Genomic DNA, 14,963 nt, shown 5'->3' on the forward strand with positions numbered 1-14,963 from the left:
CTTCTGATTTGTTAGCGCAACCAGTAGATCACACTTCATCGTGCTTTTCATTTTTCTGGGGAACCCTCAGCCCACGGGGAGAGGGCGCAAACACTAAAAACGGCAATCAGGGATTGCCGTTTTGCTTTTATTTCCGCGTTAATTTCTCAAGATCCGCTTCAATCTCGCTGATCTTGTTGGTGACAACGCTTTCAAGGTGACGCAGATCGTCGAGGATCTTACGCTTGAGATCGACTTCGGTGCGATCGCGCTGGCAAATCTGATCGAGTTCATCGATCACATAGCGCAGGTTAGGGCTGATTTCCTGCACCTCTTTGTACCCTTGTCCTACGCCGTCAGCGACGACGGTCTTACGCTGGCGTGGATATTTAAACTTCACGCTCTTGGCGAAAAACTCTCCTTTATCCTTGTGAAAATAGATTTTTAAAATGTCGTTGTTGGCTTCCTGGCGAAGGCTGTAACGATCGATTTCATCAGGATTGGTAATGCCCAGACTTTTCAGATTATCGTACATAGCGGTACCCTTATCTCAACATAACCTTTGAATAATTAATGAAAAAATTCCTTTTTGCCACCCTCATATACAAAAAAAGCGGGGTCGATCCTGATTACATTTCACTGAAATTACCGGGCAGGGAAGGTGCATTGCCCCCACTCGTTTATTGTTGTTTTTAACGACTACGTCAAGTGGAAATCAATTTAATACCAAAACCTGACGATCTGAGCGCTAGCGCAGTAAGGCGATGGAGGCCAGCATTTCGCTTTCCGTGGTGGTAATTTCCTGTTCCAACAGTTCGTCGATCCGCTGTTTTTTGATTGCCTGATTGACGCCGAACAGATCGAGCTTATCCAGCAGGATCATCACCAGCGCCGTAATCACGGCGGTCAGGACCGATGAGAGTAAAATGGGGAGCGGTCCTGGTAGACCAAGGCCGCTGAGCCATGACTCAAGGCCAATAGCCGCAAAGACGGAAAGAGAACCTGCTACAAGCTTAAGAATGGCATCGCCTTTTTGGGCCATACTGCTGTGTTTATCCCTGAGGATCGGTACCGTCTGCATCAGGACCTTAAAGCCTTCTTTTACCATCCGCATGATGTTTTTGAACACGCCAACGAAGCAGTTAACAATCCCTTCCAGCAGCATCGAAACGAAATTTTTAATAAAGCCGACGGCAACATCTTTTAATAAAACGACAGCGTTTTTGAGAATGTGATCTTTCATGCGACCAAGACGAATCGACAGAGCCTGCGAAAAATCGCTCGCACCTACGCCAGCTTCAATACCGTGCGTTAAACAGCTGCGCAGCTCATAGTAAAGAGGCTTGATAATGAAGAGAATGAGATCGCCCAGCGACTGATGACCTGATGCCTGGGCCGCATCTTTCGCCAGAACTTTTTGGACGTCGCGATCCTTGCGGATATTATCAAATACGGTTTCATTGGTTTTGGTATCCATCGTTTGCTGCGCGATGTCCATTTTCTCGACCATCGCCTGCCGCGTTTTGATTTCCTCTTCTGTCAGCGGATGCGCGACATCTTTTTTCCCTTTTTTGACAACTACAAAGCCCTGATCGATCTCCTGCTGGAGTTCTTCGCGGGTTTTAGCGAACTTACCGGTTTTCTCGCCACGGTTGTTTTGCATGCTGGTAACAGCATAATTTTCGTCAATATTGAGAATATTTTTGATGTCATCAAGCTTCAGAGCCTTGTTGCTTTTGAGGTTGTTGCATACTTCGGCGCAGGAGACGACATGATCGACTTCGGCAGCCTGCTTCTGCTCTCCCTCGCTTTTCGCATGTTTTTTGTACTGGTAGATCGTGCCGTTACCATATTCATCCTCAGCGCGCAGATTACCGGAGAAATGGTTCTCTTTACGGGCCTTCATTTTTGCACCATCGCGCATGTTCAGAGAGTCGTTGTTGCGCGTCATTTCGCCGCCGTTAAACGACGATTGTTCAGAAAAACGGTCAATGTTTTGACGCTCGTTCAAGTGCTCGCTGTAGCTATCCAGCATAAAGGCATTTCTTTCGGGCGCTTCGTAACTGAACGCCCGGCACTCCTGGTACAGGCGGGACGGGGTAACACCTTGTCGGGTGCCGATATTGCAGGCGCGCATTGTGCCGTCGAGCAGGCTGAGAAACACGGGTTCGAGGATATTGTCGATGGCGCTGCCCGTTGAGATTACCTCCAGGCGGGCCATAACGTCGTCGTTGCTGACCGTCAGGTTGGCCCCCATGATCGCTTCGCGGTAAATGCTGCCGGTATCGCACCCCTTTATAAATGCAGCATCGACTTCTCCGGTCAGATGAGCTTCGATGGCGGACGCCGTCGCCACGGATTTTAGCGCAGGGGCATTCCGTACCTGTTGCAGCTTTTTCATTCTGGCGAGATGTGCATTAAGATTTGTCATCCGTCGTCCTCAGGCCGCAACCAGTAAGTTCCAGGAGGCCATAAAATCACTTTCACTTTGTGTTCTTGGCTCATCCTGACTTGCCATCATGCCAACAATGAGGCTAAACCTCTCCAGGCTTTTCGCATCGTTAAGCTGATATTCATTTATAAGTGACCAAACCGTTGGCAGATTGGGCGGTGTTTCGACCATCTCGACGATCTTCTGCTGAACGGCTTGAGGTAACTTTTCCCGCGGAACAAGACCAGACACTGCATCATCCAGCAGGGCAATATTTTCCGCCGGGGGCTTGCCATTAGCCTTGATGCAGCATGTCCCCAGCGCATACGCCGCGAGGATAAAGTCATCCCGTTTACTGATATCGCGCATCTTGTCCGCCAGTTCAGTCTGGAGTTTTTTGATCTTTTCGGCGTATTCAGCTTTTGCGATCTGCTGCCCTTCAGCAATCCCTTCGTCTTTGCCGTTATTTTTTCCCCATAAATACGTCCCGGCCAGAGTGACCAGACCTGCGATCCCCGCACCAATTATTTTGCCGTAATGACTCATTGCACGATTCCCGTTTATTGCCCGCAAGGCCAGATTATTATTTGCAGTTCACGAATAATATCGTTAATCCTGTTTTTCAACAAACCTATGTTTTAAAAGAAAAAAATTTGCATTAAGTAACGAGGTGAACTTGCTTGTAAAGAGATTCATCATTGTTACTTCAGCTGAGAAAAGGCGAGCGAGACGGGTATTCAAAAGCGGGGAAATGAGGCAAAGTTATCGCACGAAAGCGTAGCCCGCGGGGATAATGACATGTCAGGACGCATTGATTATCAGATCGAAAAATACAGCTTTGGCGCCGCAGATGAGAGCCCAAGGCTCACGCACCAGTGGGCAGAAGTTGCCGCAGAGTGCCGCCAGCTAAAGGCGGGTGCGGAAGAGCGTTTACGTATTGCCTTACTGAACGTGGATTATGTCACCAGCTTCGAACTGCCGTTCCGACTGGTGCTGACCCGCGCCCCTCAGCTTATCGCCGGGCTGCGCGATGAGTTTCAGCTAAGCCAGAAGAACGTCATCTTTAACGGCAAGCGCTTTGGCTGCGTCTACAGCCTGAAAGCCGATCTCAATGCGATTCCTGAGGCTTTTCAGTACCGCATGAGCACCCGCATTCGGCGGATCGATCCCACCGGGCTTACTGCAGAGCCCTTCCGGCAGATCGCCAAAGAGGTAAAAGCGCCGCGTGAGCGACTGAAGCTGGCGCTGGAGTCGGGTCTGGCCGTGACGGCTCTCGACGGGCTTTTCTGGCTGGGGAGCCAGCGTATGGCGGCGGATATCGCAGGGTTGAGAAAAAAGGGAATGGCAATCGCGACTGCGGAAACGGACGTTTTTGATGATTATACCGGGACGCACAGGCGCGTCCCGGTTTATCAACGCGTCGGGGATTAGTCGATGGTGCGCAGCAGTTCGTTGATGCCCACTTTACCGCGGGTTTTCGCATCCACTTTCTTCACGATAACGGCACAGTAAAGGCTGTATTTACCGTCTTTTGACGGCAGGTTACCGGAAACGACCACTGAGCCCGCCGGAACGCGACCGTAGTGCACTTCGCCGGTTTCGCGATCGTAAATGCGGGTGCTCTGGCCGATGTAAACGCCCATGGAGATCACGGAGCCTTCTTCCACGATCACGCCTTCAACCACTTCTGAACGCGCGCCGATGAAGCAGTTGTCTTCGATGATGGTCGGGTTAGCCTGCAGTGGCTCCAGAACGCCACCGATGCCGACGCCGCCGGACAGGTGAACGTTTTTACCGATCTGCGCGCAGGAACCGACGGTTGCCCAGGTATCGACCATGGTGCCTTCGTCAACGTACGCACCGATGTTCACATAGGATGGCATCAGCACGGTATTACGTGCGATGAATGCGCCCTGACGAACTGCCGCTGGTGGGACTACGCGAAAGCCTTCTTTCTGGAAACGCGCTTCGTCGTAATCCGCGAATTTCATTGGCACTTTATCGAAGTAGCGGCTTTCTGCTCCGTCGATAACCTGGTTATCGTTGATGCGGAAAGAGAGCAGCACGGCCTTCTTCAGCCATTGATGAGTGACCCACTGACCGTCGATTTTTTCTGCCACGCGCAGGGCGCCGGAATCCAGCAGGGAAATAACCTGGTTTACCGCTTCACGGGTCACGGTATCCACATTTGCCGGAGTGATCTCGGCGCGACGCTCAAAAGCGGACTCAATAACGTTCTGTAACTGCTGCATTGTTTACTCTTTCCATTTCACTAAAAAACACGTCACCCTTTATCGTTTGGATTGAGGGCTGCTGTCAACCGTTGTTGCACTTCAAGCTGCAGGTCATTATTAAGGGCACGCCGGTCGGCGGTGGCGATTATAAATAAATCTTCTACTCGTTCGCCAATGGTTGTAATTCGGGCCCCATGGAGCGAAATTCCCAGATCGGCAAAAACCTGGCCGACCCGGGCGAGCAGCCCTGGCTGGTCGAGCGCGATCAGCTCCAGGAACGATTTACGGTCGGTGTGGGTCGGCAGGAAGTTGACCTCGGTATCGACAGTAAAATGACGCAGTTTCGCCGGCTGACGGCGCGGCTGCGGTGGCTGCCAGCTGCGCTGCGTGATCGCCTGCTCCAGACCGAAGCGTATCCCTTCATGCCTGTCCGAGGACAGCGGGCTGCCGTCCGGCTCCAGCACAATAAAGGTATCCATCGCCATGCCGTCGCGGGTGGTAAAAATCTGCGCGTCGTGAACGCTCAGGTTACGCCTGTCCAGCTCGGCGCAGACGGCAGCAAACAGATAAGGCCGGTCCGGGCTCCAGATGAATATCTCCGTTCCGCCGCGCGTGGCCTGCGGGCTCAGCAGGATCATCGGTTGAGACAGATCGTGCTTCAGCAGGTGCCGCGCGTGCCAGGCAAGCTGGTTTGGGCTGTGGCGCACAAAATAGTTGGCACGGCAGCGGGCCCAAATCTGATGCAGCGCTTCTTCATCAATGTTATCCATCCGCAGCAGCGCCAGCGCCTGCAGCTGGTGATGACGCACGCGCTCGCGCATGTCCGGGGTGTTTTGCATCCCGCGTCGCAGCTGTTTTTCGGTGGCGAAGTACAGCTCGCGCAGCAGGCTCTGCTTCCAGCTGTTCCACAGGGTCTCGTTGGTGGCGCAAATATCGGCCACCGTCAGGCAGACCAGATAGCGCAGACGGTTTTCCGTTTGAACTTCTTCGGCGAACTGCTTAATAACCTCAGGGTCCTGAATATCGCGACGCTGGGCTGTGACCGACATCAGCAGGTGATGGCGCACCAGCCAGGCGACCAGCTGCGTTTCGCGCGAGTTGAGACCGTGCAGTTCGGCAAATTTCAGCACGTCCTGCGCGCCCAGCACCGAGTGATCGCCGCCGCGGCCCTTGGCGATGTCGTGGAACAGGGCGGCAATCAGGATCAGTTCCGGATGGGTCAGGCGCGGCCACAGCTCCACGCACAGCGGGTGGCGGGAGCGCGTCTCTTCTTTGGCAAAGCTTTCCAGCTTGAGCATCACGCGGATGGTGTGTTCATCCACCGTGTAGGCGTGGAACAGATCGAACTGCATCTGCCCAACGATGTGCGACCACTGCGGCATATAGGCCCACAGCACGCTGTGGCGGTGCATCGGCAGCAGCCCGCGGCTGACGGCACCCGGATGGCGGAGCATGCTCAGGAACAGTGAGCGCGCTTCCGGGATGTAACACAAAGGCTGCGTCAGATGGCGGCGCGCGTGGCGCAGATGGCGCAGGGTGGTGGAGTAGATCCCGGTGATGGTGCTGTTGCGCACCATGGTGTAGAACATCCGCAGGATCGCTTCCGGCTCGCGGATAAACAGCGTTTCGTCGCGCAGATCGATAAGCGTGCCGCGCAGCTGGAATTCATCGTCAATCGGGCGCGGCTTTTCGTCGGCAGTCAGGGCCAGAATGGCCTCGTCGAACAGCTGCAACAGCATCTGGTTCAGCTCGGTAACCCGGCGGGTGACGCGGAAGAAATCCTTCATCATCTGCTCAACCGGCTCGTTGCCTTCGCCCTGATAGTTCAGCCGCTGCGCTACGCTGAGCTGACGGTCAAACAGCAGACGGTTATCGTAGCGGGTAACTTCCAGATGCAGGGCAAAACGGATGCGCCACAGCAGGTGCAGACACTCGTTCAGCTCGTTACGCTCGGCCTCGGTCAGGAAGCCAAAGCCGACCATCTCGTCCATCGAGGTGGCGCCAAAGTGGCGACGGGCGACCCACTGTAACGTGTGGATGTCGCGCAGGCCGCCGGGGCTGCTTTTAATATCAGGTTCAAGATTATAGCTGGTGCCGTGGTAGCGCTGGTGGCGCTGGTTTTGCTCCTCGACCTTGGCGGCGAAGAATTTCTCAGATGGCCAGAAGCCGTCGCTGAAAATATGCTTTTGCAGCTCCAGAAACAGCGCGACGTCGCCAATCAGCAGGCGGGTTTCAATCAGGTTGGTGGCGACGGTCAGGTCCGATAGCCCCTCCAGCAGGCACTCTTCCAGGGTGCGCACGCTGTGGCCGACTTCAAGCTTGACGTCCCACAGCAGAGTCAGCAGCTCGCCTATTTTCTGCGCCTGTTCGTCCGGCAGCTTTTTGCGGCTCAGGATCAGCAGGTCGATATCGGAAAGCGGATGCAGCTCCCCGCGGCCATAGCCCCCCACGGCAACCAGCGCGACGTCGCTCACCTGCCCGAAACCGTAGTCGATCCACAGACGCTGCAGGAGCTGGTCGATAAATTCGGTGCGCGCTTCGATGAGCTGCTCGGCAGAGACGCCCGCGTCGAACGCGCTGCCCAGCCAGCGGTGGAAAACATCCATATGGGCTTTTATGTGCGCGCAGGTCAGCTCGTGCGGCGGCCAGACGCCCGGGTTATCGGGCTGGTCGGGGAGGGTGGGAAGTGCTGTGTTAGCATACTGTTCGGGTAATAGATTACTCATCGTGCGCCACCCATAAGAAAAAGCTATCGCCATTAAAAAAGCCGGCATTTGCCGGCTTCTTATCACTCAATGTTCGTCAGTATCGCCGGGATGGTGTCATCCTTGCGCAACGTCATAATTTCGCAGCCGTTGTCCGTTACCACAATAGTATGCTCGTACTGGGCAGACAAGCTTCTGTCTTTGGTTTTCACCGTCCAGCCGTCTTTCATAGTGCGGATGCGGTAGTCACCGGCGTTGACCATCGGTTCGATGGTGAAGGTCATCCCTTTTTGCAGTACCACGCCGCCGTCATCGGCATCATAGTGCAGAACCTGCGGCTCTTCATGGAAGACGCGGCCAATGCCGTGACCGCAGTATTCGCGCACCACGGAGAAACCTTCCGCTTCCACGAATTTCTGAATTGCGGCACCGAGGGTGCGCAGGCGGATGCCCGGCTTAACCATTTTTAGCGCCAGGTACAGGCTCTCTTGCGTCACTTTGCACAGACGCTCGCCCAGAATCGTTGGTTTGCCAACGATGAACATCTTCGAGGTGTCACCGTGGTACTCGTCTTTAATAACGGTCACGTCGATATTGACGATATCGCCATCTTTCAGCAGTTTTTCGTCGTCCGGAATACCGTGGCAAACCACTTCATTAATAGAGATGCAGACGGATTTCGGGAAACCGTGGTAGCCGAGACAGGCGGAAACCGCGTGCTGCTCGTTAACGATATAGTCATTACAGATGCGATCCAGTTCGCCGGTGCTGACGCCCGGCTTCACGAACGGCTCGATCATTTCCAGCACTTCCGCGGCCAGACGACCGGCGACGCGCATCTTTTCAATTTCTTCAGGTGTCTTAATAGAGATAGCCATGTAATCTGTCCATCGGTGTCGATTTTTTCGACAATACTAGTCTAAGTGTCGTCAATGGTATCAGTCAGGCACACCCCGTGCCAAATTGAGAATCATTAACAGCACACTCCGCCAACAACTGTTGGTTTCTGGTCGTGTTTTGTGGTATAAAGCGCGCCGGACTTCCGATCCATCTCAGATACACAGGCTGGACGGAAGCGACAAATCTCACTTTGTGTAACAACACACACGTATCGGCACATATTCCGGGGTGCCCTTCGGGGTCGGTAATATGGGATACGTGGAGGCATAACCCCAACTTTCAATATAGAGGTTTTAAAACATGGCAACTGTTTCCATGCGCGACATGCTCAAGGCTGGTGTTCACTTCGGTCACCAGACCCGTTACTGGAACCCGAAAATGAAGCCTTTCATCTTCGGCGCGCGTAACAAAGTTCACATCATCAACCTTGAGAAAACTGTACCAATGTTCAACGAAGCCCTGGCTGAGCTGAACAAGATCTCTTCCCGTAAAGGTAAGATTCTGTTCGTTGGTACTAAGCGCGCTGCAAGCGAAGCTGTGAAAGATGCTGCTAACAGCTGCGACCAGTTCTTCGTGAACCATCGCTGGTTGGGCGGCATGCTGACCAACTGGAAAACTGTTCGTCAGTCCATCAAGCGCCTGAAAGATCTGGAAACCCAGTCTCAGGACGGTACTTTCGACAAGCTGACTAAGAAAGAAGCGCTGATGCGCACTCGTGAACTGGACAAGCTGGAAAACAGCCTGGGCGGTATCAAAGATATGGGCGGCCTGCCAGACGCGCTGTTCGTAATCGATGCAGACCACGAGCACATCGCTATCAAAGAAGCTAACAACCTGGGTATCCCGGTATTCGCTATCGTTGATACTAACTCCGATCCGGACGGTGTTGACTTCGTTATCCCGGGTAACGACGACGCAATCCGTGCTGTTAGCCTGTACCTGAGCGCTGTAGCTGCTACCGTTCGTGAAGGCCGTTCCCAGGATCTGGCTTCTCAGGCGGAAGAAAGCTTCGTAGAAGCTGAATAATAAGGTTTTACCCCTTATTAGTACCGTGTATGAATAGGGGCCCATTATCGGCCCCTTTTTTCAATTTACACTGTTTGGCCTCCGGCCGGGCAGTTCACATCTCCCGAGGATTTAAGAATGGCTGAAATTACCGCATCCCTGGTAAAAGAGCTGCGCGAGCGTACTGGCGCAGGCATGATGGATTGCAAAAAAGCGCTGACTGAAGCGAACGGCGACATCGAGCTGGCAATCGAAAACATGCGTAAATCCGGTGCGATCAAAGCAGCTAAGAAAGCAGGCAACGTTGCTGCTGACGGCGTGATCATCACTAAAATCGACGGCACCTACGGCATCATTCTGGAAGTTAACTGCCAGACTGACTTCGTTGCTAAAGATGGCGGTTTCCAGGCATTTGCGAACAAAGTTCTGGACGCAGCGGTTGCTGGCAAAATCACTGACGTTGAAGTTCTGAAAGCACAGTTCGAAGAAGAACGTGTTGCGCTGGTTGCTAAAATCGGTGAGAACATCAACATCCGTCGCGTATCTTCCCTGGAAGGCGAAGTACTGGGTTCTTACCAGCACGGTGCACGTATCGGTGTTCTGGTTGCGGCTAAAGGCGCTGACGAAGAGCTGGTTAAACAGCTGGCAATGCACATCGCTGCAAGCAAACCAGAATTCGTTAAGCCAGAAGACGTGTCTGCTGAAGTGGTAGAGAAAGAGTACCAGGTTCAGCTGGACATCGCGATGCAGTCTGGTAAGCCAAAAGAAATCGCAGAGAAAATGGTTGAAGGCCGCATGAAGAAATTCACCGGCGAAGTTTCTCTGACTGGCCAGCCTTTCGTTATGGATCCAAGCAAGTCTGTTGCTCAGCTGCTGAAAGAGCACAACGCTGACGTAACTGGCTTCATCCGCTTCGAAGTGGGCGAAGGCATCGAGAAAGTTGAGACTGACTTCGCAGCAGAAGTTGCTGCAATGTCCAAGCAGTCTTAATGATTGAAAAGGAGCCGCCTGAGGGCGGCTTCTTTTTGTCACCCGTCACAGGAAATCAGACAGGCTCCAGTATCGCTGTACTGATTTGCGGCATATTATGTCGCCAGAATTAACTCCCATCTTAATCGTTGACAGTCTCAGGAAAGAAACATGGCTACCAATGCAAAACCCGTGTACAAACGCATTCTGCTTAAGCTGAGTGGCGAAGCGCTGCAGGGATCGGAAGGCTTCGGTATTGACGCAAGCATCCTTGATCGCATGGCACAGGAAATCAAAGAACTGGTCGAACTGGGTATCCAGGTTGGCGTGGTCATTGGCGGTGGCAACCTTTTCCGTGGTGCTGGTCTGGCGAAAGCGGGGATGAACCGCGTTGTGGGCGACCACATGGGTATGCTGGCAACCGTGATGAATGGCCTGGCAATGCGTGATGCGCTCCATCGCGCCTACGTGAATGCCCGCCTGATGTCCGCGATTCCCCTGAATGGCGTATGCGATAATTACAGCTGGGCAGAGGCCATCAGCCTGCTGCGCAACAACCGCGTGGTGATCCTCTCCGCCGGTACGGGTAACCCGTTCTTTACCACCGATTCCGCTGCCTGCCTGCGCGGTATCGAAATTGAAGCCGACGTGGTGCTGAAAGCGACCAAAGTAGACGGCGTGTTTACTGCCGACCCGGCAAAAGATCCTTCTGCGACCATGTACGATCAGCTGAGCTACAGCGAAGTGCTGGATAAAGAGCTGAAAGTGATGGATCTTGCCGCCTTCACGCTGGCTCGCGACCACAAACTGCCGATCCGTGTCTTCAACATGAACAAGCCTGGCGCACTGCGTCGCGTGGTCATGGGCGAAAAAGAAGGCACTTTGATCACGGAATAATTTCCGTCGACGATAAATACAGGTAAGATTCCGCTTTACTTTGTAGTGGTATCTTACCTGGACGCGCCTTTGGCGTTGTCATGAATTAAACGCGACTATACTTAGCACACCTGTAGCGCTGTGCTGGCGGATAGTCTGCCTGAGACAAGTTTTCAAGGATTCGTAACGTGATTAACGACATCAGAAAAGATGCTGAAGTACGCATGGACAAATGCGTAGAAGCGTTCAAAAACCAAATCAGCAAAATCCGTACTGGCCGTGCTTCCCCAAGCCTGCTGGATGGCATCATCGTAGAATACTACGGTACGCCAACGCCTCTGCGCCAGCTGGCGAGCGTGACGGTTGAAGATACCCGTACGCTGAAAATCAACGTCTTCGATCGCTCTATGAGCCCGGCCGTTGAGAAAGCGATCATGGCTTCTGACCTGGGGCTGAATCCAAGCTCAGCGGGTGCTGACATCCGCGTTCCGCTGCCTCCGCTGACGGAAGAGCGTCGTAAAGATCTCATCAAAGTGGTTCGCGGTGAAGCTGAGCAGGGTCGTGTTTCCGTGCGTAACGTGCGTCGCGATGCGAACGATAAAGTGAAAGCACTGCTGAAAGAAAAAGAGATCAGCGAAGATGACGATCGTCGTTCTCAGGACGACATTCAGAAAATGACCGACGCTGCCATCAAGAAAATTGATGCGGCGCTGGCAGAAAAAGAAGCGGAACTGATGCAGTTCTGATTTCTGTCGTACACTGATAAACGCCGTTCAGAGGGACTTCGGGTCTTGCTGGCGGCGTTTTGCTTTTATCTGGTCTAACTTTTTTCGGGCATCTCATGAAGCATTTAACACTCCTCGGCTCAACCGGCTCCATCGGTTGCAGTACTCTCGACGTCGTCCGCCATAATCCTGAATTTTACACCGTGACAGCGCTGGTGGCCGGTAAGAATGTGCAGCGTATGGTCGAGCAGTGCCTGGAGTTTATGCCCCGCTATGCGGTGATGGATGACGAAGAGAGCGCGCGCCTGCTAAAAGCCCAACTGCGTGAGAAGGGCAGCCGAACCGAGGTGCTGAGTGGCCAGCAGGCGGCCTGCGAGATGGCGGCGCTGGATGAGGTTGACCAGGTTATGGCGGCCATTGTCGGCGCAGCCGGGCTGCTGCCGACACTTGCTGCGATCGATGCCGGTAAAGATGTTTTGCTCGCCAATAAAGAGTCGCTGGTGACCTGCGGACGTCTGTTCATGGACGCGGTAAAACAGCGCGGGGCGCGTCTTTTACCGGTCGACAGCGAGCATAACGCCATTTTTCAGAGTTTACCGCAACCTTTTCAACAGAACCTGGGGTACGCTGACCTGGAGCAGAATGGCGTTGTGTCGATTCTGCTTACCGGGTCTGGTGGCCCGTTCCGTGAAACGCCACTGTCTGAACTGCGCGCAATGACGCCGGATCAGGCGTGCCGTCATCCGAACTGGTCAATGGGGCGTAAAATCTCCGTGGATTCTGCCACCATGATGAACAAAGGTCTGGAATACATTGAAGCGCGCTGGCTGTTTAATGCGTCGGCGAAACAGATGGAAGTACTGATCCACCCGCAGTCGGTGATTCACTCGATGGTGCGCTATCAGGATGGCAGCGTGCTGGCACAGCTCGGCGAGCCGGATATGCGTACGCCTATTGCCCATTCAATGGCATGGCCGAACCGGGTGAAATCTGGCGTGAAGCCGCTTGATTTCTGTAAGCTCAGTTCTCTGACGTTCAGTGAACCAGACTACGATCGTTATCCTTGTCTGAAGCTTGCAATGAACGCCTTTGACCAGGGGCAGGCGGCGACGACGGCACTGAATGCAGCCAATGAAATTACCGTTGACGCATTTCTGAATCAGCAGATCCGTTTTACCGATATCGCGTCCTTAAATTTATCGGTACTGGAAATGATGGATTTGCGCGAGCCACAAAGCGTGGAGGAGGTACTGGCGGTGGATACAGCTGCTCGTGATATTGCGCGTAAACAGGTGACACGTCTCGCAAGCTGGTGATAAAGCAAGCACTAGTGGTCGTGCTATTTGTTAGCGTTGGGCTTCAGTGATATAGTCTGCGCCACCTGATCGCAGGAATTTGACTTTATGTGGTCAGGTAAGCCGTGGTTTGACACGGCTTTTTTATGTACAGGCTTAAGTATTCCTGAGTACCGTTAAATCCTTTCAGGGACAAAAAACGCGTTATGTTGTCTGCGAATCAACCAATAAGCGAAAACTTGCCAGCTCATGGCTGCCGTCATGTAGCAATCATTATGGATGGCAACGGGCGCTGGGCGAAAAGACAAGGGAAAATACGAGCCTTTGGGCATAAAGCGGGAGCGAAATCTGTTCGCCGCGCCGTCTCTTTTGCCGCCAATAACGGCATTGATGCGTTAACGCTCTATGCTTTTAGCAGTGAAAACTGGAATCGACCTCCGCAGGAAGTGACTGCGTTGATGGAATTGTTCGTGTGGGCGCTAGACAGCGAAGTAAAAAGCCTGCACCGCCACAACGTTCGCCTGCGCATCATTGGCGATACCAGTCGTTTTAACTCACGTTTGCAGGAGCGGATTCGTAAAGCAGAAGCGCTGACGGAAAATAATACCGGTCTGACGCTCAACGTTGCGGCGAATTACGGTGGACGCTGGGATATTATCCAGGGCGTTCGGCATCTGGCCGAACAGGTTCAGGAAGGGCTGTTGAGACCCGACCAGATTGATGAAGAGGCGCTGAGCAAGCAAATCTGCATGAATGAACTGGCACCTGTGGATTTGGTAATTAGGACAGGGGGGGAACATCGCATAAGTAACTTTCTGATATGGCAAATTGCCTATGCTGAACTTTACTTTACAGATGTTCTCTGGCCCGATTTTGATGAACAAGACTTTGAAGGTGCGCTGCATGCCTTTGCCAATCGAGAGCGTCGTTTCGGCGGCACCGAGCCAGGTGGCGACAAAGCCTGATGGGGGTAGCTTTTGCTGAAGTATCGCCTGATTTCCGCTTTTGTTTTAATACCCATTGTCATTGCGGCGCTGTTTTTGCTGCCCCCGGTGGGATTCGCCATTGTCACGCTGGTAGTGTGCATGCTTGCCGCGTGGGAATGGGGACAGTTTAGCGGCTTTACCTCGCGCAGCCAGCGAGTATGGCTTGCGGTACTCTGTGGCTTTATCCTGGCCATAATGCTGTTTATGTTGCCTGAATATCACCATGATATTCATCAACCGCTGGTTGCCGGCTCCTTGTGGATGTCGTTGGCCTGGTGGGTTGTTGCGCTATTACTGGTGCTTTTTTATCCAGGTTCGGCCGCAATCTGGCGTCATTCAAAAGTGCTGCGACTGATTTTTGGTTTGCTCACCATTGTTCCGTTTTTCTGGGGCATGGTCGCGCTGCGCGCCTGGCATTATGACGAAAACCACTACAGCGGTGCGATCTGGCTGCTTTATGTGATGATTCTCGTCTGGGGGGCTGACTCCGGGGCCTATATGTTTGGTAAACTGTTTGGCAAACATAAGCTGGCACCAAAAGTTTCGCCGGGGAAAACCTGGCAAGGCTTCATCGGCGGCTTGTTTACGGCAGCGATCATCTCCTGGGGCTATGGCGTCTGGGCAGATCTGGCCGTGGCACCGTCAATACTGCTGGTGTGCTCGATTTTTGCTGCACTTGCCTCAGTGCTCGGTGATTTAACCGAAAGTATGTTTAAGCGTGAAGCAGGGATTAAGGACAGCGGACATCTTATTCCAGGGCATGGCGGTATACTGGATCGCATTGACAGCCTGACAGCGGCTGTTCCAGTATTTGCTTGCCTGCTTTTACTGGTATTCGGGACGATTTAACGGAAGGTT

The 14,963-nt window shown here is 53.2% G+C and carries 14 protein-coding genes; 8 read left to right on the forward strand and 6 right to left on the reverse strand.

The features are described from left to right. Positions 1–127 precede the first annotated feature (127 nt). The 3 genes from IM299_RS21375 to IM299_RS21385 all read right to left on the reverse strand — a co-directional run bounded on the left by IM299_RS21375 (position 128) and on the right by IM299_RS21385 (position 2,956). Positions 128–514: a DUF3461 family protein gene (locus tag IM299_RS21375; RefSeq protein ID WP_014168696.1), complete on the reverse strand. Its 387-nt coding sequence runs from the start codon at positions 512–514 to the stop codon at positions 128–130. 213 nt (positions 515–727) lie between these two features. Next, positions 728–2,410, reverse strand: a complete 1,683-nt coding sequence (locus tag IM299_RS21380; RefSeq protein ID WP_193358081.1) for a hypothetical protein — start codon at positions 2,408–2,410, stop codon at positions 728–730. 9 nt (positions 2,411–2,419) lie between these two features. After that, positions 2,420–2,956 (reverse strand): hypothetical protein, encoded by a 537-nt coding sequence (locus IM299_RS21385; protein ID WP_153656661.1) that lies wholly within the window; start codon positions 2,954–2,956, stop codon positions 2,420–2,422. Positions 2,957–3,208: 252 nt separating this feature from the next. Here IM299_RS21385 and IM299_RS21390 point away from each other — a divergent pair, with 252 nt between their 5' ends. Then, positions 3,209–3,841, forward strand: coding sequence for a DNA-binding protein (locus IM299_RS21390; protein ID WP_041911197.1), 633 nt, complete (start codon positions 3,209–3,211; stop codon positions 3,839–3,841). Here the strand turns inward: IM299_RS21390 and dapD are convergent. The 3 genes from dapD to map form a co-directional block, all read right to left on the reverse strand. After that, positions 3,838–4,662 carry a 2,3,4,5-tetrahydropyridine-2,6-dicarboxylate N-succinyltransferase gene (gene dapD / locus IM299_RS21395; RefSeq protein ID WP_008501915.1) on the reverse strand — a complete coding sequence of 275 codons (825 nt, stop codon included), beginning with the start codon at positions 4,660–4,662 and terminating at the stop codon, positions 3,838–3,840. The two genes, IM299_RS21390 and dapD, sit on opposite strands and share 4 nt — an antisense overlap. 32 nt (positions 4,663–4,694) lie before the next feature. After that, entirely contained in the window at positions 4,695–7,370 is a 2,676-nt protein-coding gene (gene glnD, locus IM299_RS21400) for a bifunctional uridylyltransferase/uridylyl-removing protein GlnD (protein WP_008501914.1), read from the reverse strand. Positions 7,371–7,432: 62 nt separating this feature from the next. Continuing rightward, positions 7,433–8,227, reverse strand: coding sequence for a type I methionyl aminopeptidase (map, locus tag IM299_RS21405; protein ID WP_028015578.1), 795 nt, complete (start codon positions 8,225–8,227; stop codon positions 7,433–7,435). 322 nt (positions 8,228–8,549) lie between these two features. On the opposite strand from map, the gene rpsB reads away from it, so the two are divergent. The 7 genes from rpsB to cdsA all read left to right on the forward strand — a co-directional run bounded on the left by rpsB (position 8,550) and on the right by cdsA (position 14,954). Continuing rightward, on the forward strand, positions 8,550–9,275 hold the full coding sequence (rpsB, locus tag IM299_RS21410) for a 30S ribosomal protein S2 (protein WP_003856207.1): 726 nt from the start codon (positions 8,550–8,552) through the stop codon (positions 9,273–9,275). A 117-nt stretch (positions 9,276–9,392) separates the two neighbouring features. Next, entirely contained in the window at positions 9,393–10,244 is an 852-nt protein-coding gene (tsf, locus tag IM299_RS21415) for a translation elongation factor Ts (protein ID WP_028015579.1), read from the forward strand. 150 nt (positions 10,245–10,394) lie between these two features. Continuing rightward, positions 10,395–11,120, forward strand: coding sequence for a UMP kinase (pyrH, locus tag IM299_RS21420; protein WP_008501910.1), 726 nt, complete (start codon positions 10,395–10,397; stop codon positions 11,118–11,120). A gap of 167 nt (positions 11,121–11,287) precedes the next feature. Beyond that, positions 11,288–11,845, forward strand: coding sequence for a ribosome recycling factor (gene frr, locus IM299_RS21425; protein ID WP_003856180.1), 558 nt, complete (start codon positions 11,288–11,290; stop codon positions 11,843–11,845). A 95-nt stretch (positions 11,846–11,940) separates the two neighbouring features. Further along, positions 11,941–13,140, forward strand: a complete 1,200-nt coding sequence (ispC, locus tag IM299_RS21430) for a 1-deoxy-D-xylulose-5-phosphate reductoisomerase (RefSeq protein WP_193358082.1) — start codon at positions 11,941–11,943, stop codon at positions 13,138–13,140. Between the two features lie 185 nt (positions 13,141–13,325). Further along, positions 13,326–14,084, forward strand: coding sequence for a (2E,6E)-farnesyl-diphosphate-specific ditrans,polycis-undecaprenyl-diphosphate synthase (gene ispU, locus IM299_RS21435; RefSeq protein ID WP_028015581.1), 759 nt, complete (start codon positions 13,326–13,328; stop codon positions 14,082–14,084). Positions 14,085–14,096: 12 nt separating this feature from the next. After that, positions 14,097–14,954 (forward strand): phosphatidate cytidylyltransferase, encoded by an 858-nt coding sequence (gene cdsA, locus IM299_RS21440; protein WP_045631181.1) that lies wholly within the window; start codon positions 14,097–14,099, stop codon positions 14,952–14,954. The last annotated feature ends 9 nt before the right edge of the window (positions 14,955–14,963 follow it).

Source organism: Enterobacter cloacae complex sp. P47BA, assembly GCF_014930485.1.
Lineage (GTDB): Bacteria > Pseudomonadota > Gammaproteobacteria > Enterobacterales > Enterobacteriaceae > Enterobacter > Enterobacter bugandensis.